25 protein-coding genes are annotated in these 26045 nt (G+C 62.9%); 11 read left to right on the top strand and 14 right to left on the bottom strand.

The annotated features are described in order from the left end of the window. The first annotated feature begins 4 nt into the window (after nt 1-4). On the top strand, nt 5-1354 hold the full coding sequence (locus tag AC1TQG_RS21575; RefSeq protein WP_482140092.1) for a cryptochrome/photolyase family protein: 1350 nt from the start codon (nt 5-7) through the stop codon (nt 1352-1354). A gap of 16 nt (nt 1355-1370) precedes the next feature. Here AC1TQG_RS21575 and AC1TQG_RS21570 read toward each other — a convergent pair whose 3' ends face one another. From AC1TQG_RS21570 to AC1TQG_RS21545, 6 genes are all read right to left on the bottom strand, one after another. Continuing rightward, entirely contained in the window at nt 1371-2120 is a 750-nt protein-coding gene (locus tag AC1TQG_RS21570; protein WP_482140090.1) for an enoyl-CoA hydratase-related protein, read from the bottom strand. Between the two features lie 94 nt (nt 2121-2214). After that, a complete protein-coding gene (locus AC1TQG_RS21565) occupies nt 2215-3273 on the bottom strand; it encodes an ABC transporter substrate-binding protein (protein WP_482140088.1) in 1059 nt (352 codons plus the stop codon). A gap of 111 nt (nt 3274-3384) precedes the next feature. Further along, complete coding sequence (locus AC1TQG_RS21560; RefSeq protein ID WP_482140086.1) at nt 3385-4254, bottom strand: ABC transporter permease; 870 nt, start codon at nt 4252-4254, stop codon at nt 3385-3387. After that, nucleotides 4251-4952: an ABC transporter permease gene (locus AC1TQG_RS21555; RefSeq protein WP_482141405.1), complete on the bottom strand. Its 702-nt coding sequence runs from the start codon at nt 4950-4952 to the stop codon at nt 4251-4253. Before AC1TQG_RS21555 ends, AC1TQG_RS21560 begins: the two co-directional genes overlap by 4 nt. A 119-nt stretch (nt 4953-5071) precedes the next feature. Beyond that, a complete protein-coding gene (locus AC1TQG_RS21550; protein ID WP_482141403.1) occupies nt 5072-5920 on the bottom strand; it encodes an ABC transporter ATP-binding protein in 849 nt (282 codons plus the stop codon). A 120-nt stretch (nt 5921-6040) separates the two neighbouring features. Beyond that, the gene (locus tag AC1TQG_RS21545; RefSeq protein ID WP_482140084.1) at nt 6041-6685 is read right to left on the bottom strand and encodes a TetR/AcrR family transcriptional regulator; all 645 of its coding nucleotides are present in this window, start codon (nt 6683-6685) and stop codon (nt 6041-6043) included. A 205-nt stretch (nt 6686-6890) separates the two neighbouring features. Between AC1TQG_RS21545 and AC1TQG_RS21540 the strand changes: the two genes are divergently transcribed. Continuing rightward, nucleotides 6891-8396 carry a flavin-containing monooxygenase gene (locus AC1TQG_RS21540; protein WP_482140082.1) on the top strand — a complete coding sequence of 502 codons (1506 nt, stop codon included), beginning with the start codon at nt 6891-6893 and terminating at the stop codon, nt 8394-8396. Between the two features lie 34 nt (nt 8397-8430). Here AC1TQG_RS21540 and AC1TQG_RS21535 read toward each other — a convergent pair whose 3' ends face one another. The 5 genes from AC1TQG_RS21535 to AC1TQG_RS21515 all read right to left on the bottom strand — a co-directional run bounded on the left by AC1TQG_RS21535 (nt 8431) and on the right by AC1TQG_RS21515 (nt 12644). Continuing rightward, entirely contained in the window at nt 8431-9660 is a 1230-nt protein-coding gene (locus tag AC1TQG_RS21535) for an ABC transporter permease (RefSeq protein ID WP_482140080.1), read from the bottom strand. Then, nucleotides 9657-10553 (bottom strand): ABC transporter ATP-binding protein, encoded by an 897-nt coding sequence (locus tag AC1TQG_RS21530; RefSeq protein WP_482140078.1) that lies wholly within the window; start codon nt 10551-10553, stop codon nt 9657-9659. Before AC1TQG_RS21530 ends, AC1TQG_RS21535 begins: the two co-directional genes overlap by 4 nt. Next, nucleotides 10550-11194 carry a hypothetical protein gene (locus tag AC1TQG_RS21525; RefSeq protein WP_482140076.1) on the bottom strand — a complete coding sequence of 215 codons (645 nt, stop codon included), beginning with the start codon at nt 11192-11194 and terminating at the stop codon, nt 10550-10552. The genes AC1TQG_RS21530 and AC1TQG_RS21525 overlap by 4 nt, the downstream gene beginning before the upstream one ends. Further along, nucleotides 11191-11469 carry a helix-turn-helix transcriptional regulator gene (locus AC1TQG_RS21520; protein WP_482140074.1) on the bottom strand — a complete coding sequence of 93 codons (279 nt, stop codon included), beginning with the start codon at nt 11467-11469 and terminating at the stop codon, nt 11191-11193. The genes AC1TQG_RS21525 and AC1TQG_RS21520 overlap by 4 nt, the downstream gene beginning before the upstream one ends. A 62-nt stretch (nt 11470-11531) precedes the next feature. Next, nucleotides 11532-12644 carry an NAD(P)-binding domain-containing protein gene (locus tag AC1TQG_RS21515; RefSeq protein ID WP_482140072.1) on the bottom strand — a complete coding sequence of 371 codons (1113 nt, stop codon included), beginning with the start codon at nt 12642-12644 and terminating at the stop codon, nt 11532-11534. Between the two features lie 28 nt (nt 12645-12672). Between AC1TQG_RS21515 and AC1TQG_RS21510 the strand changes: the two genes are divergently transcribed. Beyond that, a complete protein-coding gene (locus AC1TQG_RS21510) occupies nt 12673-13404 on the top strand; it encodes an enoyl-CoA hydratase (RefSeq protein ID WP_482140071.1) in 732 nt (243 codons plus the stop codon). Nucleotides 13405-13466: 62 nt separating this feature from the next. On the opposite strand, the gene AC1TQG_RS21505 is transcribed toward AC1TQG_RS21510, so the two are convergent. Next, nucleotides 13467-15014 (bottom strand): D-alanyl-D-alanine carboxypeptidase/D-alanyl-D-alanine-endopeptidase, encoded by a 1548-nt coding sequence (locus AC1TQG_RS21505; protein ID WP_482140069.1) that lies wholly within the window; start codon nt 15012-15014, stop codon nt 13467-13469. Nucleotides 15015-15291: 277 nt separating this feature from the next. Between AC1TQG_RS21505 and AC1TQG_RS21500 the strand changes: the two genes are divergently transcribed. Next, the gene (locus tag AC1TQG_RS21500) at nt 15292-16941 is read left to right on the top strand and encodes a serine hydrolase (RefSeq protein WP_482140067.1); all 1650 of its coding nucleotides are present in this window, start codon (nt 15292-15294) and stop codon (nt 16939-16941) included. Between the two features lie 42 nt (nt 16942-16983). Here AC1TQG_RS21500 and AC1TQG_RS21495 read toward each other — a convergent pair whose 3' ends face one another. Then, on the bottom strand, nt 16984-17229 hold the full coding sequence (locus AC1TQG_RS21495; RefSeq protein WP_482140065.1) for a hypothetical protein: 246 nt from the start codon (nt 17227-17229) through the stop codon (nt 16984-16986). Here AC1TQG_RS21495 and AC1TQG_RS21490 point away from each other — a divergent pair. The 3 genes from AC1TQG_RS21490 to AC1TQG_RS21480 all read left to right on the top strand — a co-directional run bounded on the left by AC1TQG_RS21490 (nt 17228) and on the right by AC1TQG_RS21480 (nt 19901). Next, on the top strand, nt 17228-18361 hold the full coding sequence (locus AC1TQG_RS21490; protein ID WP_482140063.1) for a serine hydrolase domain-containing protein: 1134 nt from the start codon (nt 17228-17230) through the stop codon (nt 18359-18361). The genes AC1TQG_RS21495 and AC1TQG_RS21490 overlap by 2 nt on opposite strands. A 138-nt stretch (nt 18362-18499) precedes the next feature. Further along, complete coding sequence (locus AC1TQG_RS21485; RefSeq protein ID WP_482141401.1) at nt 18500-19129, top strand: PadR family transcriptional regulator; 630 nt, start codon at nt 18500-18502, stop codon at nt 19127-19129. 118 nt (nt 19130-19247) lie between these two features. Next, nucleotides 19248-19901 carry an SDR family oxidoreductase gene (locus AC1TQG_RS21480; RefSeq protein WP_482140061.1) on the top strand — a complete coding sequence of 218 codons (654 nt, stop codon included), beginning with the start codon at nt 19248-19250 and terminating at the stop codon, nt 19899-19901. 90 nt (nt 19902-19991) lie between these two features. Here AC1TQG_RS21480 and AC1TQG_RS21475 read toward each other — a convergent pair whose 3' ends face one another. Continuing rightward, nucleotides 19992-21371, bottom strand: coding sequence for an ABC transporter substrate-binding protein (locus AC1TQG_RS21475; protein WP_482141399.1), 1380 nt, complete (start codon nt 21369-21371; stop codon nt 19992-19994). 815 nt (nt 21372-22186) lie between these two features. On the opposite strand from AC1TQG_RS21475, the gene AC1TQG_RS21470 reads away from it, so the two are divergent. The 4 genes from AC1TQG_RS21470 to AC1TQG_RS21455 are packed head-to-tail and all read left to right on the top strand — an operon-like array spanning nt 22187 to nt 26045. Further along, nucleotides 22187-22996 (top strand): MlaE family ABC transporter permease, encoded by an 810-nt coding sequence (locus AC1TQG_RS21470; protein ID WP_482140059.1) that lies wholly within the window; start codon nt 22187-22189, stop codon nt 22994-22996. Nucleotides 22997-23006: 10 nt separating this feature from the next. Then, entirely contained in the window at nt 23007-23852 is an 846-nt protein-coding gene (locus tag AC1TQG_RS21465; protein WP_482140058.1) for an MlaE family ABC transporter permease, read from the top strand. 10 nt (nt 23853-23862) lie between these two features. Continuing rightward, complete coding sequence (locus tag AC1TQG_RS21460) at nt 23863-25023, top strand: MCE family protein (RefSeq protein ID WP_482140056.1); 1161 nt, start codon at nt 23863-23865, stop codon at nt 25021-25023. Next, entirely contained in the window at nt 25020-26045 is a 1026-nt protein-coding gene (locus tag AC1TQG_RS21455; RefSeq protein WP_482140054.1) for an MCE family protein, read from the top strand. The genes AC1TQG_RS21460 and AC1TQG_RS21455 overlap by 4 nt, the downstream gene beginning before the upstream one ends.

Genomic DNA, 26045 nt, shown 5'->3' with positions numbered 1-26045 from the left:
AGGGATGAGCGAGCAACCGATTGTGCTGTGGCTGCGTCGGGACCTGCGGCTGAGTGACCTACCACCGCTGCTGGCCGCGCAGGGGCGGGAAGTGCTGGCCTGCTTTGTGCTCGACCCGACGCTCGAGGCGTCGTCGGGTGAGCGCCGGCTGTCGTTTCTCTACGATTCGTTGCGCGACATCCACGATCAGCTCGACGGTTCGGTGCTGGTCGTGCGAGGCGCCCCGGAGACGGTGATTCCGAAGATTGCCCGGTCGATCGACGCGGAGGCCGTGCATGTCAGTGCCGACTTCGCGCCGTACGGTATCCGGCGTGACGACAGGGTTCGAACGGCATTGGGGGACATACCGATGCGGGCGGAAGGCTCACCGTACGCGGTGGCTCCCGGGCGAGTCCTGAAAGACGATGGCGAGCCCTATCGGGTGTTCACGCCGTACTTTCGGCGGTGGCGCGATCACGGTTGGCGCGCACCGGCAGATAGCGGCGTCGGCAGTGCAACGTGGATCAACCCGGACGACGTGTCCGGAGTTCGTGGGATCAAGATACCGAAAGCCCAGGCCGAGTTGGACTTTCCCGCCGGTGAACGAGCCGCATACGAGCGCTTCGCGGAGTTCATGGCCGACGACATCGTGGACTACAGCACCCACCGCGACCGGCCGGACCTGGCATCGACCAGTCGGATGTCGGCGTATCTGAAGTTCGGCAACATCCATCCACGCGCGATGCTCGCCGACCTCGACGCACGCGAAGGCGAGGGCCGCGCGGCATACGTTCGCGAACTGGCCTTTCGTGACTTCTATGCCGACGTACTGCATCAGCGTCCGGACAGCAGCTGGTGGAATCTGAACAAGAAATTCGATGCGATGGAACATGATTCGGGCGCTGACGCCGACGCGGATTTCGCCGCGTGGAGCGAGGGCAAGACCGGATTCCCGATCGTCGATGCCGGAATGCGGCAGCTGCTGGGTAGCGGTTTCATGCACAACCGGGTCCGGATGATTGTCGGATCGTTTCTGGTCAAGGACCTCCATCTGCCCTGGCAACGCGGCGCCGCCTGGTTCCTCGAACAGCTCGTCGACGGTGACATGGCCAGCAATCAGCATGGCTGGCAATGGGTGGCGGGGTGCGGCACCGATGCTGCCCCGTACTTCCGCGTGTTCAATCCGACCACGCAAGGCAAGAAATTCGACCCGTCGGGGGACTACGTGCGGCGCTGGATTCCGGAACTACGAGGGATCAGCGGAGCCGCGGTCCATGAGCCCGGCGCGCTACGTCCCGACGACTATCCCGAGCCGATCGTCGACCACAAACTGCAGCGCCAAGTGGCACTCGACCGCTACAAGAGCCTCCCCTGAACCGACGGGAAATCGGCTAGCGCGCTTTCCATTCGGGAAGGCGCCTGCTGAAGAACGCCTCGACGCCTTCGCGCATGTCATCGGAGGCGACGATGGTCTTTTTGGCGCGCTCGGTGGCCTGCCACCCCGCGGCATCGGCGCCGGTGTTCAGTTCGGCCAATGCTGCAAGGGTCGCCCGCACCGCAACCGGCCCGGACGCGTTGATGTCGTCGGCCAGGGTCAGCGCATCGGTCAGAGCCTGCCCGGGCTCGCTGACGATGTTGACCAGACCCAGATCGAAAGCCCGCTGCGCGGTCAATCCGGTGCCGGTGATCAGCAACTGCTTGGCGATGTTCGGTGGCAGTGCCCGGGTGACCCGGAACAGCGCACCCGACGTCGCAACCAGCCCGCGACGACTTTCCGGTAGTGCCATCTTTGCGGTGGTCGCAGCGACGATGAGGTCACACGCCAGCGCGATCTCCAGACCGCCGCCCATGCACGGACCTTCGACGGCCGCGATCAATGGCTTGATCCGTTTGCGTCTGATCACGCCGTACTCGCCGCCGCGGTCGGTGTGGGCGCCGACGCCCTCGCGCAGATCGGTACCCGCACAGAAGACCTTGGGGGTGCCGGTGATGATCCCGGTCCACAAGTCGTGGTCATCGTCGAGACGGTCGAGGGCTGCACTGATTCCGAGCGCCATCTCGACATTGATCGCGTTTCGCTTCTCTTCGCGCTCGAGGTGAACGATCAGCGTTCGTCCGTGGACTTCTTCGCGAATGGGCATGCACAGAACCTATCAACCCGGCAGAGGCTGAACACGAGATCGCCGGTGCACCCGAATATCTGGGCGCGCCGGCGATGTCGGTGCTGTGGTGTTGTCAGACCCGCTTGTTGAGGTCCGGGCTCTCCGCGTAGACCTCGGTGATGAGCGACATGTCGAACATCTGGTCGGCGCTGACGTCGTACCCGGCCTTGGCCAGTGCCTCGATGTTGAGATCGATCATTGCCGGGGAAATGGTGAGCAGGCCATTGACTTTGGTCTCGTCGGAGACGATCAGCAGATTCTGGGCCTGCGCTTCCAGGGTCTGCTCAGCGACCTCGAGTCCGAGGTCCTTGCCGTACTTGGTCACTGCCAGCTCGGCAGATTTTGCCGGGTCGGCAACTGCGTCGTACCAACCCTGGATATCGGCTTTGAGGAAGGCCTTGAGCTTGTCGCGCTCGTTGTCGATTGTTTCCTGGCGCACCACAAGCGTTTCCGCGACGAGCGGCAGATTGAAGTCCGCGAACAGGAAGTTGGAGTTCGGGAAGCCACCCGCAGCCAACGTGATCGGTTCGTTGGTCACATACGAGACCCAGCCGTCCACCTCACCGGTGGTCAGTGGCGTGGGGTCGTACTGGACGGTGATCTTCTGGACATCGGACTCGGTCATCCCGTTGGCGGTGAGCAGTGCTTTGAAGACGTTCTCGTTGGAGGCCTGCACGCCGATCTTCTTGCCCTTCATGTCTTCCGGCGACAGAATGGGCGTCTTCTCACTCGACACGATGCAGAAGGGGTTCTTCTGGAACGTTGCGGCGATGGACTTGAGCTTGGCACCTTGGAGCACCACCGGTGCGGTCAACTGCGGTGAGGACATACCGATCCACACCTTGTTGGCCGTCAGTCCGGTCTCGATGCCGGTACCCGGGCCGCCGCCGGTGATCAGTTCTGGCGTCCCGAGTCCGGCTGCCTCGTAGTAGCCGTTCTCGATTGCGAAGTACTCACCGGCGAACTCGATGTTCTTCTGCCACGACAGCTGGACTTTGGGGTTGGTGGTGCTGCTTCCGTTGCTGTCACTGCCGCCGGAGCTGCAGGCGGCCAGCACGCTGGCACTGCCCACAGCGCCGCCGGCGATCATGGAGTACCGAAGAAACGATCGGCGGTCGAACGTGTAGGCCATGTGTTGACTCCTTGGTTGTGATTGCTCGACGCTGACGTTAGGGCGGTTCGGTTTCCGCAGTATTTCCGGCGCGAATTAGATTGTTACGAAGGAGCTTTGCCCGAACTGATGTCAGGTTGTCTTGGTGCCCATCTGCGCGAGGACGAGTTTTTCGGCGACACCGACCAGTGCGTACAACACAATCGACGCGACCGTGATGACCAGGACCGATGCCCATAGCTCGTTGTAGGCGGCCGCAGGCAGCGCTTGCTGCAGCGTCGCGCCGAGGCCCTTGTTGGTGCCCAGCCACTCGGCCACGGTGGCACCGATCATGGCGCCGGGCACCGAGACCTTCGCAGCGGCGAACAGTGCCGGTACCGCTGAGGGCAGCGACGCCATCCGCATCGCGGTCAAACGCGTTCCCCCGTAAGCGATGATCACGTCGTTGATCTGGCGAGGTGCGTTGGCCAGGCCGGTCATGATCATCACCAGTGCGGGGAAGAAGACCACGACGCCGCCCATCACCGCAACCACTGCCACTCCGCGCCCGACCACCAGCGTGATCAGCGGGGTCATCGCCACCAGGGGTACCGACCGCAACAGCATGGCGATGGGCATGAACGTTTGGGCGACGGGCCGGAACATCACGAACAGGGCGGCAGCGATGATCGCCGCACTCATGCCGCAGACGAAGCCGATTCCTGCGTCTTTCAACGTGATCCACAGGTTGTCCATGATCTCGGCGCGGTCGGTCGCCGAGGTCGGTTCGGTGAACAGGTAGTGGAAGACATCGATCGGGGTTTTGCCGATGATCGGTCCGATGTCGGGGAAGGCCAGCAGGAACAGCCACCAGATCACCAGGATCAGGATGAACGAGATCACCAGCGAGCCGATGAACTTTCCGATCTCCCACGTGATCGCCTTGGCGTTGCCCGAGTTCGCCCGTGCCGCAGCGTCGGCGGGGACCGGTGCCGACGGGGGAGCTGTTGTGGTGGCGGTCATTTGGTCCCTGCCATTCCGGTGCTGTAGCGGGTGACGTATACCGAGATGACGGCGACGATGGCGTAGCCGATGCCGGCGATCGCGCCGGTGAGCAGTGCGATCGCCCATACCGCCGGGATGTCACCGGCCTGCTGGGAGATGATCAGCGCAGGGCCGGCACCCTTTTCGGGCATGGCCAGGAACTCGCCGAGCACGGCGCCGAGCACGGCGGCGGGAGCGGCGATCTTCAATGCGGCAAAAGTCGATGGAAGCGCGGAGACGATCCGGACCCGGACGAGTTGGGCGATGGTGCCGCCGCCGTACACCTTGACCAGATCGAGGCTGGCCTGATGGGGTGATCGCAGTCCGGATAGCGTGCCGATCATCGTCGTGAAGAACACCGAGATGGCGGCCAGGAAGACGATCATCGTCTGCACCTCGGCAAACGCCACCTGGACGATGGGTGCCACCGCGATGATCGGTGTGCAGTAGCTGATGATCGCCAATTGGGTTGCCACGCCCTCGATCAGCGGGATGACGACCACCAGCAATGCCAGGCCGATGGCCAGTACATTGCCCCACATGAAGCCTCGTAACGACAGTTCGATGGTCGGGCCGAAGTTGTTGACGTAGTAGTCCAAACCCTTGTCGTTGATCTTTTCGATCACGGCCCAGGGAGTGGGGATGGTGCCCTTGAACCACTCGAAGTGCCCGGCCATCGACCAGATGAGCAACACCGCGATGATGCCGATCACGCCTGCACCCCAACGTTTTCCGGCGAGCTGCGCGCGGTCGGCGAACTGTGCTCCCGCGGAACGGTTCTGCGCTGTCAGGGTGCTCACGCCACCCCCGCCGATCCCTTGCTGCCGAACAGGAGACCACTGAGGTGATCGTGCAGGGCGTGGAACTCGGGTGTCCGCATCATGTCCGGAACCCGCGGACGTGGCAGGTCGATCGTGACGGTCTCGAGGATGGTGCCCGGACGCGGACTCATCACGGCCACCACGTCGGAGAGGAAGACCGCTTCGCCGATCCCGTGGGTCACCATCAGCGTGGTCGCCGGCTTCTCGGTCCAGATGCGCAGGAGTTCGATGTTGAGTCGTTGCCGGGTCATGTCATCGAGGGCGCCGAACGGTTCGTCGAGGAGTAGTGCGGTCGGTTTCACGACCAGCGCGCGGGCGATCGACACACGCTGACGCATGCCGCCGGACAGCGTGGCCGGTTTCGCCTTCTCGAAGCCCTTGAGTCCGACTAGCTCGATGAGGTCGTTGATGGCTCCTTTGTCGACAGGCATCCCTGCGACCTGCAAAGGGAGTTTGATGTTCGCTTCCACGCTGCGCCACGGCAGCAGTGCCGAATCCTGAAATGCGATACCGAGTTCGTGCTGGGATTGGAGCTCTTTGGGCGAGAGTCCGTTCATCAGGGCAGTGCCTGCGGTGGACTCCTCGAGTCCGGCAAGGATTCGCAGAACCGTCGACTTGCCACAACCCGACGGGCCCAGCAACGAGAGGAACGCGCCCTCGGAGGTTTGCAGGTCCACATGGTGAAGTGCGGTCACCGATGACCCGCCGCGTAGGCCACTGGACTTGAACTCTTTGGTCAGCCCCGAAATGTCGATTCCGGTCCCCAAAGGGCGGCTCTTCGTGGCGGTGACGGAGGGTTGTGCGTCCGTCTGTGTTGCTCCCATGGAGTCGGCAGGGCTCATATTCGGGGACGGTAGGCGGCTCGGGTTTCTTCTGGATTACGTCGGCGTTACTGCGCTCATGCCTCGTTCAGCGCCTTCGAGAAACGCCGATGCCGGATCGTGTTACTTCTGTTCTGATTCGAGGATCGGAGCCAGGCCCGTCAAGATGGAGAACACACCGCGGATGGCTTCGGAAGCGGGTTGCGCGGACACCGAAGGGTCGACAGCGCGCTGAATACCGAGTCCGATTCCGGTACTGAGCAAGAGGTTCGCGATGCTGTCCAGCGGGACCGGGAGGTGTTCGAGGCCGGTATCACCGATTCCGACGCCGGAAAGAAATGACCTCAATACGGCGGTGACCATCTCTTGGGCGTCGTTGCGGAGGGTGACCACCATCGCGGCGAGTTCGGGATCGTTACGGGAGAGGACGGCGAATTCCATCTCGAGCATGGTCCATCCGACGTCACCTGCGGTGTTCTCGATCCAGGTGCCCAGCGCGTCGATTCGCTTGTCGACGTCCACGTCTGTGGCGGCGATGTCTGCGATCTCTCCGAGTTTCTCATGATGGATGGCATCGAGAACCGCGCGGCAGAGGTGACGCTTGTCCTGAAAGTTCGAGTAGACGGCGCCCTTTGAGTAGCCTGCGGCCTCTGCGACATCGTCAACGCTGGTACCGGCATAGCCGCGGTGCAGGAACAGGCCTTGGGCGGCTGCGACCAACTCTGTACGAGTCTGGGCCTGTCGTTCGGCGCGGGTCAGTCGCGGCATGGTTGAACCTTAGCCGGGCTGTGCGAGGTGATTGACGTACTCACAGTATCTGAATACCTTCGGTACTCGAAGTGGTGTGCGGCAGAGTTCACCACGTTCGTACACGGGGGGAACTGATGGGGACCAGGAACAGAACGCAGCCGGTCGACGGCGCGATCGCGGCCCTCACCGTGCGGCATGCCCTGGCCGACGCGGAGATACGCGCATGACGGCCCCGAAGCGAGACCCCCGCGTGGTGATCATCGGTGCCGGGGTCGCAGGTATCGCGACCGCCTACACCCTGCAAAAGGCCGGGTTCACCAATTTCACGATCCTGGAGAAGGGCACTGACGTCGGTGGCGTCTGGCATTGGAATCGCTACCCGGGGCTGACCTGCGACGTGCCGTCGCAGATCTACCAATTCTCGTTCGCTCCCAATCCGGACTGGTCGCAGATATGGGCCGGTGGGGACGAGATCCAGCGCTATCACCGTGACGTCGTCGACCGTTTCGGGCTGGACAAGTACCTGCGGTTGAGCACCGAGGTGGTCGGTGCCCGCTACGACGGGTCCGAGGGGCGGTGGCACGTCACGACCGGCGATGGTGCGACTGAGATCGCCGACTTCGTCATCTGTGCCACCGGGGTCCTGCATCATCCTGCGGTTCCGGATATTGCTGGGCTGCAGTCTTTTTCGGGTACGACCGTACATTCTGCGCGCTGGGATGACGACCTCGTCACCGCAGGCAGATCGATTGCGGTGATCGGTACCGGATCCACCGGCGTGCAGATCGTGTCCGCCCTGCAGCCTTCTGCCGCCCGGCTGATCCACTTCGTCCGCTCACCCCAATGGATCCTGTGGGCGCCGATGCAATTACCGCAGCCGGCGGCGTTGGCGACAGTCTTGGCGAAATACCCCAGATTCCACGATTCCGTCCATCGGCAATTGCTCTGGGCTTCAGGGATTCTGGCCGATATCGTCACCAAACCGTCGTGGCGACGCCGATTGGTTCAGGCCTATGCCCGGTGGTCGCTGCGAGCGCAGGTAGGCAACCGGCCGTTACGCGAGGACCTGACCCCGGATTATCAACCACTCTGCAAACGGCAGGTCCTGTCGGGCAGCTACTACAAGGCGATCACCGCCGCCAACACGGAATTGGCCTCCGGCGCCATCGCAGAGATCACGCCGGATGGAATCCTCATGGAATCCGGGACACACCACGATGTAGACGTGATCGTTCTCGCCACGGGATTCAAGGCGCACAACTATATGCGGCCCATGCGCATCGAGGGCCGCGATGGCATCACCCTGGACGAAGCGTGGGCCGACGGCCCGCGTGCGTACCGGATGACCGCCATACCGGGGTTTCCCAATCTGTTCACCGTGCTCGGCCCCAACTCACCAACGGGCTCGATATCCCTGCAGTACACGGCCGAACTCACCGCTCGTTACATCACTCGATGGCTGGAGCAGTTCAGGGACAACAAAATCACCGCGGTGGAAGTCACAGAGCCGGCCACCGATCGGTTCAACCGGGAGGTCGCGGACGCGATGGGCCCCACGGTCTGGAACACCGGATGCAATTCCTGGTACTTCACGGACAACGAGACCATCGATCTGTGGCCCTTCGACCGCGCCACATTGACACGGATGCTCACCGCTCCGGACGAGGGCGACTACCTCATCCGCCGACCCCCGAAAGTGGTGGGTTCTGGCGAGCACTCGCCCGGGTGACGTCCATCAGAACCCCACCGCTTTCGGGTTGGGATCAGCCTTTGATCGCTTCGATCCACTTGACCCGCGCACCGGTGCGCAAGACGTTGCGCTGGTAGATCCGGGCGGCAAACCAGGTGGCCACCGCGCAGGCGATGATCATCAAGACCGCGCTACCGATGATCTGGAACATCGACGCATCCCCGGTGGCTATGCGGATCGGCATGATGGACGCCGAGAACGGTGGAATCCAGGCCAGGGTCTGCATCAGCGTGCTGTCGAGGGCGTTGATGCCGAAGATCGCCGCGTAGATGACCGCCATCGCGAGAATCGTCAGCGGCGCCGAACTCGAGCCGAGTTCTTCCTGCCGCGAGACCACTGCGCCGGTGGCGGCGTACAGCGTGGCGAAGAACAGGAATCCGAGGACAAACCAGACGAGCACCGCAACAAACATGGACCCGGCAGCTGAGGGCACGTCGAGCAGTCCTGTAGCGAGCGCGGTGATCAACGCGGCTCCACCGAGAACGATCACCTGCGCAAAGGCCATCGCCCCGATGCCGATGATCTTGCCCCACAGTAGATGCAGGGGCTTGATCGTGGCCAGGAGGATCTCGACGACCCGTGATGTCTTTTCCTCGACCACTCCGCCTGCGACCATGCCGCCGCCCTGCAGTACCGCGAACATCAGTAGCGACATGCCGGTCAGCGCTACTGCGATACGTTGTCCCTCATCGGGTTTGGCCGGTTTGGTCTCAGTGATCGTTAGGGATGAGTCGGCACTGATGGTGGAGAGGTCGACATCTTGCTGTGCCAGAGCCTTACTCAGCCCGTCTTGGCTGACTGCGGTCCGTAAGACGCCTTCGAGGGTGCCGTCGAGATCGTCTTTGGTGATGGCCTCGTAGTTGTTCCCCGAACCGGGGACCAGGGCGACCTTCACGTCTCCGTCTTCGGCCTGCGCGCGGGCGTCGTCAGGGCTGTCGATTGGGACGATCTCGATCTTCTCGCCGGAAGCGTCGCCGATCGCCACGATGGTCTGTGAGATGGCAGGGTCGTCGCCGACAAGACCCACCTTCGTGGGTTTGCTGTTGCCTGCGAACATCGAGAGCACGATGATGCCGGCCACGATCACCACCAGCAGCAGAACGTTGGTGATGACGAACGATTTGGTTGCGGCGCGTGTGGTGATCTCACGGCCGGCGACAAGCCGGATCGCGCGCCAGGCGCCGAGTCGGTGAGCGTGCGCTGACGTTGAATTGCCATTTGTACGAGGACTATTCGTGGTCACGCGCTTACCACCTCTCGGAACAGTTCGGTCAGGTCGGGTTTGGAGACGGCAAAGTGTGTCACCGGGCCGGTGCTCAATGCGGTCGTGAGCACTGCCTGCTCGTCGCTCTCAGGCGTCATCGTGACAGTGGTTGTGGTGCCGTTGTGGTTGCTGCTCTGCACGCCTGGGATCCGGTCGGCCCATCCGGGAGGAGCCTGCGGCGCAACGACATCGAGGCGGATGTCTCCGACCGAACGCAGTTCGTCCACAGTGCCCAGCGCGCGCATCGTGCCCTTGGTGATGATGCCAACCCGGTCGCAGAGTCGTTGCACGAGCTCGAGTTGGTGACTCGAGAAGATGACCGGAACACCTTGTGCGGCCTTTTCTTCGAGTACCTCACTCATCACGTCGACGGCGACCGGGTCGAGGCCCGAGAAGGGTTCGTCGAGAACAAGTACATCTGGGTCGTGGACCAGCGCCGCAGCCAACTGCACGCGCTGTTGGTTGCCCAGACTCAGGTTGTTGACGTCATCGTTGATCCGCTCGGCGATACCCAGTCGCTCGACCCAACGTCCGACCTGCCTGTCGGCCTCGCGGCGGGACAGCCCGTGCAGCTGGGCGAAGAACGAAAGTTGTTTGCCCACCTTCATCTTCGGGTAGAGACCTCGCTCTTCGGGCATGTATCCGATGCGCCGCCTGGTGTCGAGGTCGATGGGGGCGTCGCCGAGCAGAACACGCCCTGAGTCCGCGGACAGGACACCGAGGATGATGCGCATTGTGGTCGACTTACCGGCACCGTTGGATCCGACAAAGCCGAAGATCTCGCCGGGGGCCACGGAGAAGCTCATGTTGTCCAGGGCGGTGAGCGATCCGTATCGCTTGGTCAATCTGTCGACGATCAACGGGTCTGTCATGTATCCAATCCTTTTGTGGTGGTGACATTCCGGGCTTCGGGCCGGCGTGCTTGCGTGTCGTCCGGCAGATCGTAGACGGCGTAGTCCTCCGGGTCGGGATCGTTGAGCCACCACGCGAGCAGGCAGGTGGGAAGGCAGGTCCCGGCCACCAGTAGGACGATGAGCAGGGTGCCCGCGCCGTAGACCACCTGGCCACTCACGCTGTCGCCGATGGAGACCACGATCAGCACCAGGTAGGGGATGAACATGGTCACCCAGAGCGCCGTGTATGCGAGCGAACGCGCCGCGTTGCGGGTGGCCAGCTGGATTTCGTCGAGCGCTCCTGCAGGTGCATCGCTGACGTTCAAGGTGATCGCACGCAAGATGTACAAGACCGGCAGGAAGACAAAACAGATCAGCACTATGTACGGCAGTCCGAACCAACTGGTGAAAAAGGCGGCGATGCTGCACGCGAGTACCAGTATCCAGGTGACGATCAGCACGACGACCAATCGTCTGGCGGAGCGGCGATTGCGCCAGCGGGGAAAGCGGGTGCCCCAGCGGCGCAGGAACTTCTCATGACTCTTGGCCTGCCACGACTCGTAACCACGCCACCAGCCGGGCTTCGCCGATTCCGGGATCGGGGAGTTCGGATGGTTCATCGTGCCCCTCCATTGTCGTTGCGGTACAACTGTTCTGACATCGCACTGAACTCGTGTCGGCTGAATACCGCCTCCACCGGAAGGTGGAAGACATCGCAGATGCGAAATGCCAGATCGAGGCTGGGGTAGTTGTCACCACGTTCGAGCGATCCGATGGATTGAACGTTGACACCCACCAGTTCAGCGAGCTGTGCCCGAGACATCCGCCGCTCGGCGCGTAGTACGCCGATGCGGTTGTATATCGGCAGATGTCCTGCCTTCTTGACCGGGCTCACCCGTCACAGTGTTGTGAAAACACAACAAAGTGTCAAACTGGGATGTGTTTTGTTGTTCAGAATCAACCGAGAAGTTCTTGTACGACCCGGGCTGCTTCGCGTCCGGCCCGGTTGGCGCCGATGGTCGATGCCGATGGGCCGTAGCCGAGTAGTTGCAGGTGCGGCAAGGCTTTGACCACTGTGGCCAGACGTCCCGTCATGACGATTCCACCCCCGGGCGCCCGCAGACGCAGGGGTGCCAGATGGTCGAGTGCACTGCGAAATCCGGTGCACCAGAGAATGACGTCCACGTCCAGATGCTGCAGTGCCTCGCCTTCGTTCGCGCAGTCCCAGCAGACCCCGTCGGGCGTGATGCGGGTGAACATCGGCCGCCAGTCCAGGATCCCGTCTGCCTGTGCGGCTCGGATCGAATCGGTGACGGGTAGTCCGGTCACCGAGACCACGGACCCCGGGGGCAACCCGGCTCGGACCCGCTCCTCGACCCGTGCCACCGCGGCGCGTCCGAGGTCGGGGGAGAACGCTGCATCGCTGAACTGCGGTTCGGTGCGGCTGCACCAGAACGTCTGGACTTCCTCGGCGTTGCGGGCGATCTCGATGAGGAGCTGAACTGCGGATATACCGGCTCCGACCACCAGGACCCGCTTGCCTGCGAAGTCGGTGGGGCTTTGGTAATCGTGTGTGTGCAGTTGAGTGCCGGTGAACGTTTCGATGCCGGCGACGTAGGGAACGAACGGGCGGTCCCAGGTGCCGGTGGCGTTGATGATGGTGCGTGCGGAGATCTCGTGTCCGTCGGCGGTGGCGACCCGAAATCCCTCGCCGTGGTGTGTCACCGATCGGACGTCAACCGGCCGGTGTACGTCGAGGTCGAACTTCTGCTCGTATTGAGTGAAGTAATCCCGCACCGCTGTGGCCGCAGGCCACTGATCGCACTCCATGCCCAGCGCCTCTGACAGGCCCAATCCGGGCAGGTCGTGCACGCCGTTGGCGCCGGCCAAAGTCAGTGTCGGCCAGCGGAATTGCCATGCTCCGCCGGGGCCGGGTGAGTGATCGACCATCAGCGTCCGCGACTGCAGGCCGAACTTGCCCAGGTAGTAGCCGGCGGACAGCCCCGCCTGTCCACCTCCGATGACCAGGACATCGGTCTCGGTGGAATCGCCGAAAGGGTTAGCGTTCACAATCGAACAGTAGCGGTACGCTGACCTGATGATTGGGACCAGCCGGGACGGCGACGTGCTGACCATCGAATTGCAGCGCGTGCAGCAGCGGAATGCGTTGAACCACGAAATGGTCGAGGCGTTGGCGGATGCATTGACCGACGCTGCCGATTCTGGTGCGCGGGCCGTGATTCTGACCGGGGCCGGCAGTGTTTTCTGCGCCGGGGCCGATCTTTCGGGTCCTGTCTACGAGCAGTCATTCCTCGACAAATTGCTGGCGATGTTGCGATTGATCGAGGACGTTCCGATGCCGGTGATCGCCGCCCTCAACGGTCCTGCGCTCGGGGCCGGTCTGCAGTTGGCGCTCGCCGCCGATCTACGGGTGATGTCTCCGTCGTCTTTCTGCGCCATCCCGGCGGCGAAAATCGGTGTCACGGTGGATGAATGGACGATCAAGCGTCTTGTCTCCCTGGCCGGTGCCGGAGATGCGGCGGGGATCCTGCTCGGCTGCGAATCGATGAGTGCCGAGAGGGCGCACGTGGTCGGGTTCGCCAACCGGATCGGTGATCTCGGGGAGGCCCAGCGGTGGGCTGCGATGATCGCGACCCTTGCTCCGCTGACGCTGCGGCACTACAAGTTGGTCTTGGGCGACGATGGCGCGCGCGACGAACCCCCCGCCGAGCACGTGGCCGCAATGGTGCTCGCGTGGCAGAGCAACGACATGGCCGAAGGTCGGGCGGCCCGCACCGAAAAACGCCCGCCTATTTTCACCGGCAGTTGAGCACTACACCAGTTCCTGAAATGCCATACGGTGCACGACGACCATGCGCTGAAACAGCGCACTCAATTCTCTTGCGCCTGTTGGAAAGCGGCGGCCACCATGCCGACGTCGTCGCCGACCTGGAACACCCCGCGCGGTAGGTCGGGGAAGACGGCGTTGCTCACCGCAGTCACGAACAGCAGTCGGCGGCCATCACCGACGTCCAGGTAGCCGGACAGGCCTTGCGTGGTGATCACCAGACGCTCGGTGCCCGGTTCGACGTCGGCGGAGGTGGACGTCTTGCCGACCACCTTTCCTTTGGCCGGGCTGTCCACACCGACCCCGGACAGCGACCCGCGTTCGCCGAGAATGGGTTGCCCGCTCCAGAAGGTGTCAGCCCACGGTTGGCCGCTCACCCACTTCAGCCAGGTGGCGACGGCGGTGGGTGTCGCGGACGACGGGTCACCGCCCTGCCCGTCCATGATCACGAAGTCCGAGGCGGGAACGCCGGCCTCGGCCGCCAGATCGCGGACCGCGGGCAACCCGTCGGCGCATTGATCGGAGCCGGCTTCGACGGCCAGCAGACAGACAAACGTATTGGCCCCGGTGTTGTAACTGGTCGCCAAGATCATGCCACCCGCTTCGCCGAGCGGGGCCGAGTCGAGCGTCGCAAGCCGCAGATTGTCCTGATAGCTGCCCGACGGCGGAAGCGCGGCCGCATTGTTGGCCTTCGACGTCGAATCGACCGCAATACCCTTGCGCTGTAGTGCTTCGATGAACAACTGACGTGCCCAGCTTGACGCGTCGGTAATGCGGTAGACGGTCAATGAGGGCTTGCCTGCCGGGACCGAGCCGGTGACCCGCAAGAGCGTCGGATTGGCTTCGTCGGCGACCACCTTCAGGGTGGAGTCGCTGTCGGCAGCTCCGGTGGTCACCTGCGCGTCGACGGTGAACAGTCCGTTGCCTGGCAGCATCTCGATCGTGGCCGGCTGCCCGGGTTCACCGGGTTGGGCCGCGATGTCGACCAGGTTGTCGTTGACGAAGATCGACGGCACCATGCCCTCGACGGTGTCGTAGGTTTCCCAGAGCCGGGGATCGACGAGCACATCGCCGTCGATGCGTGTGACTCCTGATGCGGCAACCTGTCCGGCCATCGCATCGAGTCCGGCGAGCGGGTTGCCGGGCGCCAGGACCGCACCGGGGAGTGCGTCGGCGTAGACGTGATCGATACCCTCTGTGGCGAAGTCGAACTGGCCCTGGTCGGCGTTGCGGCCGCCGAGCGCCAGGTCACCGGATCCGACGAGTACCAGGTCACCGGTCAGGGTGCCGCCCGCCGGTGCCGCCGTCGCGTAGACGGGAGTCGTGACGGTCCGGTCGACGCCGAGATCGTTGAAAACCGTTCCGACTGTGAAGTGTTTGGTCTGCGAGGCAAGGAACATGAAGGTGTCGGCTTGATTGCTGTAGATGACCTCGTCGGTCTCCGGGTCGATCACCAGATACGACCACCGCGCCGCGGTGTACGGGTCGGTTTCCATGATCGCGGTGGCGTCGGCCGGTATCGCCTGGCCCTGGGCTTTACCCGTTTCGGACTCACCTGACGAGTCGCCGGAGCAGGCGGCTGTCAGCAGCATGCCGGAGGCAGTTGCGACCGCCAGAAACGTTCGAGCTGTGCGCGTCCGGCGACGTCGTCCTGGCATGAGGCAGCAACTTTCCGTGTCGGGTCGACGCCGCGCAGCACACTGAGCGAACGTTCCATCTCAGGGCAACGTACTCCCTTTACTGCAAATTGCATACTGCACTTTGCATCTTCCTGGGGTACTGTCGGTGCACCGGCGTGGCCGAGGACAGCCCTCGCTGGACCGTAATCCGCGCGCCGTCAGTGACGCCGGAGCCGCCAGATGGAGCATCATGGTCACCCGAACCGCACTCGACCCACCCGCGCATCGACGTCGACGTTCCCGGATATATGTCTGCTCGGCAATGGCTTTGGGCACAGTGGTTGCACTCACGCTGTCAGGCTGCAGTTCATCGTCGAATGATCCGTCCGCCAGTTCGGTGGCCGAGGTCCCACCGAGCGTGCCGGACGCCCAGCTCGATCGGGCAGACGTCGACGCGGCGATCGGCCGGCTTGACGGTTTCGTCGAGGACATCATGGCCAACACCGGTGCGCCCGGAGTCGCGGTGGCGGTCGTGTACGAGGACGAAGTGCTGTATGCCAAGGGTTTCGGTGTCCGGAAGGTGGGCGACCCGGCCCCCGTCGACACGAGCACCATGTTCCAATTGGCGTCGGTGTCGAAGCCGGTGGCATCGAGTGTGGTGGCGACCGTCGTCGGCGACGGGAAGATCGCGTGGGACGACCCGGTGATAACCCATGAACCGGGCTTCGCCGTGGCCGATCCGTATGTCACCGCCAACGCGACGTACACCGATCTGATGTCGCACCGCTCCGGCCTGCCCGACCACGCAGGCGACACTCTCGAGGATCTCGGTTACACCTATCCCGAGGTGCTCAGTCGGCTCAACCAGGTTCCGCTGGAAAGGTTCCGCGACAACTACGACTACACCAACTACGGATTCTCGATCGCCGGCGTCTCCGCCGCCAATGCCGAGGGAATGACGTGGGCAGAGCTGTCGGAGCAGAGGATCTACGAACCGCTCGGCATGGACAACACGACCTCCTCGTTCGACGAGTGGGTCAACGCGCCCAATCATGCGTCCAATCATGTGGTGGTCGATCCCGCGGCGAAGACCTGGGAGGCGAAGTACGTCCGCGATCCCGAGCAGCAGGCGCCGGCAGGCGGCGCGAGTTCGTCGGTAGACGACATGGCCAAATGGATCCGTATGGAACTGGCGGGCGGCGAGTTCGAGGGTCGCCAGATCGTCGATCCAGCGGCTCTGCAGTTCACCCATCAGGCGCATTCCTTCGCCCATCCGTCGGATACTCCCGGTGCGCGAGATGGCTTCTACGGCCTCGGTTTCAACGTCAACACCGATGACCACGGTCGGGTACAGGTCGGTCACGCCGGCGCGTTCTCGCTGGGAGCCAGCACCGACGTCAAGATGTTGCCGAGTGAGCAGCTCGGGATCGTGGTGCTGGCCAACACGGCCCCGGTCGGGGTGTCGGAGACCCTCACCTCTCAGTTCCTCGACTACGTGAGCAACGGTGAGCTGACGGTGGATTGGGCGCCCTTCATCGCCGAGCAATTCAAAATGGTCATCGATTCCGAACGCTCCGACGTCGACTACGCCACCCCACCGGCCGATGCCGCGCAGGCCCGCCCGGCGAGCGACTACACCGGGATGTACACCAGCCCGTACTACGGTCCGGCCGAGGTGGTCGCCGAGGGCAACAACCTGGTCCTGCGGATCGGCAAAGATCTGCAACAGAGCTACCCGCTCACCCACTACGCCGGCGACACCTACTGGTTCGAGCCGGTCGGTGAAAATGCCGCGGGCCCAACGGGTGCCACGTTCACCGTCGCCGGACCGGCCAGTTCGCTGACCATCGAGTATCTCGACAAAGACGGCCTCGGCACCTTCACGCGAGCACCGCAATGAGTTCTCCACGCTGTGGAAACCACCGCAGCGCGGTCCGTGAGATCACCACTCGAGGAGAAAGTTCATGTCCCCACTAGAAGTAGGTCCGCGGGCCACGCGACGGCGTCGACCGAGCCGCGCCAAGCCCGCGGCACTGGCCGTGCTGCTGTCGGCGGCACTGGTCGCCACCGCATGCTCGGACGATTCGGACAGTTCGTCCTCGTCGAGCACTGCGGCGAGTACGGGAACATCCACGAGCTCGAGCGGATCATCGAACAGCGCACTCGTGCCGTTCGACACCGCGGCCATGGACAAGACGGTCGACGATCTCGCCACGGAGTACCGCGAGATCGGCATGATGGTGCTGATCCGTACCCCACAAGGTGAGTACGTCAAGTCGTTCGGCACCACCGCCAGCGGCTCGACCGACGCACCCAACCTGGACACCAAGGTCCGAATCGGCTCGAACACCAAGACCTGGACCGGTACCGCGATCATGCAGCTCGTCGAGGAAGGCAAGATTTCCGTCGACGACCCGGTCAGCAAGTACCGTCCCGACGTCCCCAACGGTGAGAACATCACCATCGGCCAGCTTCTGAACATGCGCAGCGGGCTGTTCAACTACACCGATACAGTCGAACTCAATCAAGCGCTCGACAACGATCCCCAAAAGGTGTGGACACCAGAGCAATTGCTGGCGCTGGCGTTCGCCAATCCTCCATATTTTGCACCGGGCACCGGGTATCACTACTCCAACACCAACACGGTGTTGCTCGGACTCATCGCCGAAGAGCTCGACGGCAAACCGATCGCCCAGATCTTCCAGGACCGGTTCTTCAGCAAGCTGGAAATGACGGGCAGCTCTTTCCCCGCCAACACCGACACGGCTATCCCCGCGCCCTATGCCAGTGGCTACTCCTACAGCGGCAACATCGAAACGCTCGACGAACCGGGGCTGTCCCCGGAGCGGATCGCGGCGATCGAGGCCGGAACCGTGCAGCCGCGAGTCACCACCAACGACAACCCGTCGTGGACGTGGTCGGCCGGACAGGGCATCGCCACCGCAAATGACCTGGCCACCTGGGTGAAGGCGATGGGCGACGGCGAATTGCTAGACGAGGCGACGCAGAAGCTGCGGATAGACAGTGTGCAGCCCTCTGACCCGGCTAAGCCGGACGGTGCCGGGTACGGGTACGGGATCGCTCAAATGGGTCCGATGTACGGGCACATCGGTGAGATGCCGGGGTACAACTCGTTCATGGGCTACGACCCGGTCAACGACGTGACCATGGTGGTGTGGGCGAATCTCGCGCCGACCATCGACGGCCAGGCCGCCGCCGCGCGCGTGGCCTCGGAACTCGTCCCGTTCATCTACGTCATGCCGCCGAAGGATGCCGACGGCGACATTGACGAGGTCGCCGACGACACCAGCGGAGGCTAGCCACCACCGATGACCAGGCGATATGAGGTGCCCGACGATCCGATCGGGCGCCTCATATTCCTGTTGCTAAGCTAACAACTGCTTTCATTAATTTGCCCGTGCAGGAGGGTTGCTGTGCCACAAGGCGACCTCAATACGATGTCGTATGCCATCCTCGGCATACTGGCACCTCGGGACTGGTCAGCCTACGAAGTGGCCGAACAAATCGGCCGAGGCATGTCGGAGATCGTTCCGCGGGCCGATCGGCAGCGGTACAACGCCCCCAAGAAGCTTGTCGCGCTTGGTCTCGTGTCAGCCCGCACCGAACCCACCGGCACGCAGCGCAGCCGGACCGTGTATTCGATCACCCCGGAAGGGCGCGCCGCGCTCGCCGAATGGATGTCGACTGAAACCCGCGCTCCGTCAATGGAATTCGAAGGTCTGCTGCGGGTGTGCGTGGCGGAACAGGGCACCATCGACGACTTGCGGAACACCCTTCGCACCGTCCGTACACAGGCCGAAATGAAACGGCAGATCTTCGTCGGCAACGCGAAGCTGCTCATCGTTCCCGGAGCGGGATCGTTTCCCAGCCGCCAGCATCTGCTGGCGTTCGCCGCGAAGTTCATGGTCGGCCACTTCACCCACATCATCTCCTGGGTCGACTGGATGCTGGCCGAAATCGAGACCTGGCCCGACACGGCCAGTCCCGCCATCACCCATGCCGATCGCATCCGCGAAGTTCTGGAAGAGATTATCCGCGACTATTCGCAGGACGGTGCCGGCGACTAGTGTCGCGGTCGTTGAACACCCCCGCACGGCACGTATGACTGGAATGCCGACGGTGTGGGCCTTGTTGCACTACTAAGTGCCCATCAGAGTGCGAGTCAACGACGACGGAGGGATTCACATGTCAAAGATCGCCATCATCGGAGGTCACGGCAAGATTGCGCGCAAGCTGGCGAAGCTGCTGGCCGACGAAGGCCACCAGGTCAGCTCGCTGATCCGTAACCCCGACCAGTCCGACGACATCAGGGCGACCGGTGCGAGACCGGTGATCGCCGACATCGAAAACCTGTCGACCGATGAGATCGGTGAGGTCATCAAGGGCCACGACGCCGTGGTGTTCTCCGCAGGCGCCGGCGGTGGAAGTCCGGAGCGCACGTACGCCGTCGATCGGGACGCCGCGATCCGAAGTATCGATGCCGCACTGAAGGTCGGTGTACCGCGATATGTGATGGTTTCCTACTTTGGTGCGGGGCCAGATCATGGTGTGCCGAAAGACAATTCGTTCTATGCCTACGCCGAGGCCAAAGCGCAGGCAGATCAGTACCTACGTAAGACCACGCTGCTGTGGACGATTGTCGGCCCCAGCACGCTCACCGACGAACCCGGCACCGGACGTATCGCGACCAAGGAACGTGGAGCCGAGCAAGCTGATGTCAGTCGCGACGATGTCGCAGCGGTGATTGCGGCAGTTCTCGATACGCCGTCGAGTGTCGGCACGACCATCGAGTTCGTCAACGGTGAGACCCCGATCGCGGACGCGGTCAAGGGCGTCTGACCGGCTCGAATCAAGCCAAAACAGTCAGAATCGGGGGTTGTGGATCCACCACAACCCCCGATTCTGGTGTCGAGGGATCTCGCCGCCGGGCTACTGCACGTCGTCCATGCTCTTCCCGACATCTGCCAACGTCATCGGCTGCGGGTAGTCACCGGTGTACTTGTGCACCGGGATATTGCATCGATACGGGCCCTGATCCGCTCCGAAATCGGGGGCTGTCCAACCGTCGGGTTCGGCTTCGGCAACGTTGAAGCAGGGCGTCGGTGGCACTGGCTGCGCCAAGTTCCTTGCCGTGTGCAGGCCACCACCGGTCCAGGCAGTCTCCGCTTTGGCGGCGTTGTAGATGCAGGTCCGGGTCAGGTCGTCGCCACAACTTGCCGCGGCCTTGGCGAACAGCAACCACGATGACATCGCGCGGATGGACGGCAACGTCAGGTTGGCGTCCGGCGCGTACTCGTCATAGAGCGCCAGCAGATCCTGCATTGCCGGCTCGTTGCTGTTGAGCGGCAGGTTGCCGCCGAGATCGAGATAGTTGTTCTGGAAATCGATCGACGTCCCGGCAAGTTCGATGAACTCCGGTCCGTAGGCGTTGTTGTTGGTGTCGATCCAGTCGAGTTTGTAGTCCATTCCGGTCAAGACGCTTTCGAGCTTCGCGAGCTGTCGGAAGTCGCCATAGAACAGCAGGCCCTTGACGCCCTTGCTCTTGATCGCCTGTGCGTAAGGTGTCCAATCGGACACGCCCATCGCCGGGTACAGGTCGTTGTAGACAAATGTGCCACCCGCGGCCTCCACGGCTTCGACGGCCTGTTCGCCGAGGACCTTCGTGACGGGGGAGTCGCCATTGACGAAGCCGATCGCGGATTTTGATTCTGGGTAAGCGTCGTTGATCAGCCAGCTTCGGAATCCGTAGTACGGGTCGTATCCCTGGGTGAGGCTGGGATCGGCACTGATCTCGAGGTCGGAACCGGCAGAGGTGAGCTGCGCAACCTGTGCCGGGAAGCTCGGTAGCAGGCAGTTCAAACGTTCTTTGACACCGAGGCCGTCCAAGCCGCTACCGCCACCGACGAGTACGAAGTCCTCGCTGCAGGCGGTCACCATCTGCTGGCGCGCCTCCATGAACTTGGCGTCACGCGTGTTGGCTACGATCTTGCGTCCGTTGATACCGCCCTGTGCGTTACACCAGGAGGTGAAGACCTTCGCCGCGTTGACGAACTCCGGGTTCTGGGTGAATCCCAGGTCGGTGAAGACTCCGACCTGGATCTCGGTGTCGGTGACACCTTGCGTGGGTGAGCCTGCGGCCGAGCCGGATTGGCATACATCCTTCAGGTCGCCGAAAGTGGATGAGGCCGTATCGGCGGACGAGGATCCGGTTCCACCTCCACCGCCACCGTCGTCTCCACCATCATCATCTCCGCCGCGATCACTACATCCGGCAACCAGCAGCACGGCCGCCATCGCGACGACAAACATGCGATGTGTTCTCAACTGACATCCTCCTCCAACGGACACCCGATGGGATTGGGGAGGCTCGGGTGTCAGGGTGTGGCCAGGTCCAGATGACCCGTACTGCGGGAGCCGCGTTCTCGGGTGCCGGTCGTCCGTACTGCCGATCTCGCCGATGGACGTCGCCGACTCCAGGGGAAGGACCGGCCCAGCAGGGCTGTTCTCCTACGCGGGAGTTGGGCTCTTGCAGATGTGCGGAGCATATATCGGACAGCCGTCGACTGATGGCGGATTCGGAAATCGACTGAATTCCTGTTGGGACACTGCGCAATCCGTGTGTTGGTGCCCGGTATTTTCGATTCTGGGGACGGTGCCGGCGGATGCGGTCGTGAGCGGCTCCCCGGTGTTTCGAAAAATCTCTGCGGTTTTGCTCACACCATCTACTTATGCGTGTAAGTTCAGCCTCGCAGGCAGATGGCGAGGGGGTCGCGCCCTCGCTGCGCACGCCGGTATGAGTGTCTTCAGGGCGCGAAAGGGGTGGCTGATACCTCTGGTGGTCAGGGCTGGCTGCTGGTCGAGATCGACTGGCCTGCAACAGTAATGATGAGGACGTCTGCTCGATCGTACTTGTGTGATGGCAATACGGCCCGCAGCCCGGGCCCGGTTTGCCTTCGCGTGTTTTGCCAAATCAGCTGGCGGGCAATGTCATCGAGCATGAGGTGATGTGGCCGCCGAATCAGGTTTCTTGCGCAACGAGGTGAGCGGATGCAATCGCCAAGGATGTCGAGCGGGTGGGGAATTGGTTGGCATGCAGAGGCTGTCGGCGAGGATCAGGCATTCTGATGGCCGGATGGCAACGGAGTAGCACCGGCCGGTCCGGGGGCTATCGCGGCCCCAAACTGTCCGGTCCGTTCGAATCGGTCGGTGGCCTGTTCATGATGTCGGCGGATGCGGTGAAGTTCCTGTTCCGCAGACCCTTTCAGGGTAAGGAGACGCTCGAACAGTCCTGGTTCGTTGCGCGCATATCGCTGGTTCCCACACTGCTTGTTGCGATTCCGTTCACGGTTCTGGTCAGCTTTACCCTCAACATTCTTCTGCGTGAACTCGGCGCCGCCGATCTGAGCGGTGCCGGCGCGGCCTTCGGTGCGATCACGCAGGTCGGCCCGATGGTCACCGTCCTGATCGTGGCGGGCTCCGGGGCCACCGCCATGTGCGCGGACCTCGGATCGCGGACCATCCGTGAAGAGATCGACGCCATGGAGGTCCTCGGGATCAATCCGGTGCAGCGACTGGTGACGCCGCGGATGGTCGCGTCGGGACTGGTTGCGCTGCTGCTCAACAGTCTTGTCTGCATCATCGGGGTGGTCGGGGGCTATGTCTTCTCCGTGTTTGTCCAGAATGTCAATCCCGGTGCCTTCGCCTCCGGGATCACGTTGCTCACCGGGATCAACGAGGTGGTCATCTCGTCGATCAAAGCGCTTCTGTTCGGCCTCATCGCAGGTCTGGTGGCGTGCTATCGGGGGCTCACCGTCTCTGGTGGCGCGAAGTCGGTGGGCAATGCGGTGAACGAAACGGTTGTGTACGCATTCATGGCGTTGTTCGTGGTCAACGTCGTGGTCACCGCGGTCGGCGTCCAGTTGACCGCCGGATGAGGGGGATGGCATGACACCGAGCACGATGTACGGCCGGACGGTCCGGGAACTGAACCGGCCGGTGAAGACGCTCGGCGGAATCGGAGATCACACGATCTTCTATGCGAAGGCGCTGATCGGGTCTCCGCGCGCGGCGTGGCAATACAAACGAGAGACGCTCCGGTTGATCGCAGAGACCAGCATGGGGGCAGGCAATCTCGCGGTGATCGGCGGGACCGTCGTGATCGTCGGGTTCCTGACACTTGCCACCGGCAGCACATTGGCCGTCCAGGGCTATAGCTCGCTGGGTGACATCGGGATCGAAGCGCTGACCGGCTTCCTGTCGGCATTCATCAACGTGCGCATCGCTGCGCCGGTGGTGGTCGGAATCGGGCTCGCCGCCACCTTCGGTGCCGGTGCCACAGCACAATTGGGTGCGATGCGGATCAACGAGGAGATCGACGCCCTGGAGTCCATGGGCATCGACCCGATGAAGTACGTGGTCGGTACCCGGATCATCGCGGGGATGATCGTGCTGGCGCCGCTGTATGCGATCGCGCTGACGGCGTCGTTTGTTGCCTGCTGGTTCACCACGGTGGTGATCCTCGGCCAATCCTCGGGGCTGTACCAGCACTACTTTTCGACCTTTCTGAACCCGATCGATCTCCTGTGGTCGTTCCTGCAGGCATTCCTGATGGCCTTGATGATCATGTTGATCCATACCTACTTCGGCTTCTTTGCCAGTGGGGGTCCGGCCGGAGTCGGTGTGGCGGTCGGCAATGCGGTGCGGATGTCGCTGATCGCGGTTGTCTCGGTTACCTTGCTGGTCTCGTTGGCCGTCTACGGTTCCAACGGCAACTTCAACCTGTCGGGCTAGGCGAAACAGCGTGTCGCCGAATGTTCTTCGACCATTGGTCGGTCTGGGATCGATACTGCTGGTTGTCGCGGTCCTGGTTGTCGCCGTGACCATGTTCCGGGGTGGCTTCACCGATACCGTTCGCGTCACGGTCCTGTCGCCACGTGCGGGCCTGGTCATGTATCCGGACGCGAAGGTTCAGATGCGGGGCGTCACGGTCGGCCGGGTCAGTTCGATCGATTCATTGCCCGACGGTCAGGCCTCGATCGAACTCGACATGAATCCGTCCCAGCTGCAGGATATCCCGGACAACGTTGGTGTCGAGATCGCGTCATCGACGGTGTTCGGGGCGAAGTTCGTCGAGTTCCTGCCCCCGGAGAACCCATCGTCGAAACCGATGTACGCCGGGCAGGTGCTCGATTCCCGCAGGGTCACAGTGGAACTCAACACCATCTTCGAACAGCTGACATCCGTGCTGTCCCAGATCGAACCCGACAAGCTGAACGAGACCCTGGGTGCGATCTCCACGGCACTGAGTGGTCGTGGCGATCAGGTCGGCCAGATGCTGGTGGACTTCGATACCTTCCTCGCCGCGGTTGAACCGGGGCTGCCTGCGCTTGAGCGCGACCTCGAGATGGCTCCGGAGGTCCTCGAGACCTATGCTGATGCCGCGCCCGCTCTGGTCACCACCGTTGACAATGCGACCGGCCTGAGTCAGTCGATCGTCGAGGAGCAACAGAACCTGGATGCGTTCTTGGCCAGCGTGATCGGGCTGGCGGACGTGGGGGACAGGGTGTTGCGTACCAACGGCCCGCTGCTCGATTCGGCGGCGGCGGTCTTGGTTCCGACCCTTGCCCTGACCAACGAATACAACGAGGCGCTGACCTGCTCGCTCGATGGCATGGCCTATCTCGCGGACTCGCCGGCCGTCGACGTTCCCGGGCTCGGACTGTCAGCGAACTTCTTGTGGGGCACCGAGCCGTACAGATACCCGAACAATTTGCCCAAAATCGCGGCGTCGGGCGGACCACAGTGTCAGGTGCTGCCGGTCGGCTATCAGGAAAAGCCCCCGTTTGTGGTCGCCGACGTCGGGGCGAATCCCTTTGCGGCCGACCGACGCGGCCTCGAGGTCAACGTGGACAGCCTGCAGCGGGCACTGTTCGGTCCGATCATGGACGGCAGGGCGAGATGAGTGTCCTCCGGAGCCCGCAGGCGGCGAAGTTCGGGATCTTCGCGATTGTCATGATCGTGTTGTCAGCATTTCTGGTGGTGGTCTTCGGTGACTTCCGGACCGGCTCCACCCACAGCTATTCGGCACGCTTCGAGGATGTTTCGGAACTCGGGCCCGGGGACACCGTTCGGGTGGCAGGGGTGCGGGTGGGGACCGTGGAAGCTGTATCCCTGCAGGATGACCATCACGTCGAGGTCACCTTCAATGCGGATCGGAATGTACATCTGACCGCAGGCACACACGCCACCGTCAAGTACCTCAATTTGGTGGGCGACCGGTACCTCGACCTCTCAGACGGGGCCGGATCGACCCGGATGCTGGCGCCGGGGGGCCAGATTCCCGAGGAGCAGACGGTGCCTGCACTCGACCTCGACGTTCTGCTGGGCGGATTGAAGCCGGTCATCGATGGACTGCGTCCGCAGGAGGTCAACGATCTGACGTCGTCGCTGTTGCAGATCATGCAAGGCCAGGAGGGAACGGTCGGATCACTGTTCGCCAAGACTTCCTCGTTTGTCTCGACACTGGCCGACAACGGAGTGGTGATCGAGGATCTGATCGACAACCTGAACACGGTGATGGGCACGTTGGCACGCAGCGGACCCGAGTTCTCGGCGACGGTCGAGCGCCTCGACCAGTTGGTGGCAGAGTTGGCGCAGCAGCGGGATCCGATCGGTTCCGCCATCACGGCACTCGATGCCGGAACCGCCGCGGTGGCCGATCTGCTCACGCAGGCGCGGCCACCGCTGGCCGAATCGGTCGACGAACTGGCCAGGCTCGCCCCTCTGGTCGATGACGACAAAGGTCGTCTCGATACGGCACTGCAGAAGGCTCCGGAGAACTTCCGAAAGCTGGTGCGGACCGGGACATACGGCAACTTCATCCAGTACTTCATCTGTGCGATCACGGTGCGCGTGACCGATTCTTCGGGTCAGGTCGTGGTGCTGCCCTGGATCGAACAGACAACCGGGAGGTGCTCGCCCTGA

It is taken from the genome of Williamsia sp. Y844, assembly GCF_056786475.1.
This window is presented reverse-complemented; position numbering and strand designations above follow the sequence as displayed.

Excerpts from the sequence above, each read along its gene's own strand:
- AC1TQG_RS21575 (WP_482140092.1), top strand. The coding sequence starts at position 5 with ATGAGCGAGCAACCGATTGTGCTGTGGCTGCGTCGGGACCTGCGGCTG.
- AC1TQG_RS21570 (WP_482140090.1), bottom strand. The coding sequence starts at position 2,120 with ATGCCCATTCGCGAAGAAGTCCACGGACGAACGCTGATCGTTCACCTC.
- AC1TQG_RS21565 (WP_482140088.1), bottom strand. The coding sequence starts at position 3,273 with ATGGCCTACACGTTCGACCGCCGATCGTTTCTTCGGTACTCCATGATC.
- AC1TQG_RS21560 (WP_482140086.1), bottom strand. The coding sequence starts at position 4,254 with ATGACCGCCACCACAACAGCTCCCCCGTCGGCACCGGTCCCCGCCGAC.
- AC1TQG_RS21555 (WP_482141405.1), bottom strand. The coding sequence starts at position 4,952 with ATGGCCGGGCACTTCGAGTGGTTCAAGGGCACCATCCCCACTCCCTGG.
- AC1TQG_RS21550 (WP_482141403.1), bottom strand. The coding sequence starts at position 5,920 with ATGGGAGCAACACAGACGGACGCACAACCCTCCGTCACCGCCACGAAG.
- AC1TQG_RS21545 (WP_482140084.1), bottom strand. The coding sequence starts at position 6,685 with ATGCCGCGACTGACCCGCGCCGAACGACAGGCCCAGACTCGTACAGAG.
- AC1TQG_RS21540 (WP_482140082.1), top strand. The coding sequence starts at position 6,891 with ATGACGGCCCCGAAGCGAGACCCCCGCGTGGTGATCATCGGTGCCGGG.
- AC1TQG_RS21530 (WP_482140078.1), bottom strand. The coding sequence starts at position 10,553 with ATGACAGACCCGTTGATCGTCGACAGATTGACCAAGCGATACGGATCG.
- AC1TQG_RS21525 (WP_482140076.1), bottom strand. The coding sequence starts at position 11,194 with ATGAACCATCCGAACTCCCCGATCCCGGAATCGGCGAAGCCCGGCTGG.
- AC1TQG_RS21510 (WP_482140071.1), top strand. The coding sequence starts at position 12,673 with ATGATTGGGACCAGCCGGGACGGCGACGTGCTGACCATCGAATTGCAG.
- AC1TQG_RS21505 (WP_482140069.1), bottom strand. The coding sequence starts at position 15,014 with ATGCTGCTGACAGCCGCCTGCTCCGGCGACTCGTCAGGTGAGTCCGAA.
- AC1TQG_RS21500 (WP_482140067.1), top strand. The coding sequence starts at position 15,292 with ATGGTCACCCGAACCGCACTCGACCCACCCGCGCATCGACGTCGACGT.
- AC1TQG_RS21490 (WP_482140063.1), top strand. The coding sequence starts at position 17,228 with ATGGACAAGACGGTCGACGATCTCGCCACGGAGTACCGCGAGATCGGC.
- AC1TQG_RS21495 (WP_482140065.1), bottom strand. The coding sequence starts at position 17,229 with ATGGCCGCGGTGTCGAACGGCACGAGTGCGCTGTTCGATGATCCGCTC.
- AC1TQG_RS21485 (WP_482141401.1), top strand. The coding sequence starts at position 18,500 with ATGTCGTATGCCATCCTCGGCATACTGGCACCTCGGGACTGGTCAGCC.
- AC1TQG_RS21480 (WP_482140061.1), top strand. The coding sequence starts at position 19,248 with ATGTCAAAGATCGCCATCATCGGAGGTCACGGCAAGATTGCGCGCAAG.
- AC1TQG_RS21475 (WP_482141399.1), bottom strand. The coding sequence starts at position 21,371 with ATGTTTGTCGTCGCGATGGCGGCCGTGCTGCTGGTTGCCGGATGTAGT.
- AC1TQG_RS21470 (WP_482140059.1), top strand. The coding sequence starts at position 22,187 with ATGGCCGGATGGCAACGGAGTAGCACCGGCCGGTCCGGGGGCTATCGC.
- AC1TQG_RS21465 (WP_482140058.1), top strand. The coding sequence starts at position 23,007 with ATGACACCGAGCACGATGTACGGCCGGACGGTCCGGGAACTGAACCGG.
- AC1TQG_RS21455 (WP_482140054.1), top strand. The coding sequence starts at position 25,020 with ATGAGTGTCCTCCGGAGCCCGCAGGCGGCGAAGTTCGGGATCTTCGCG.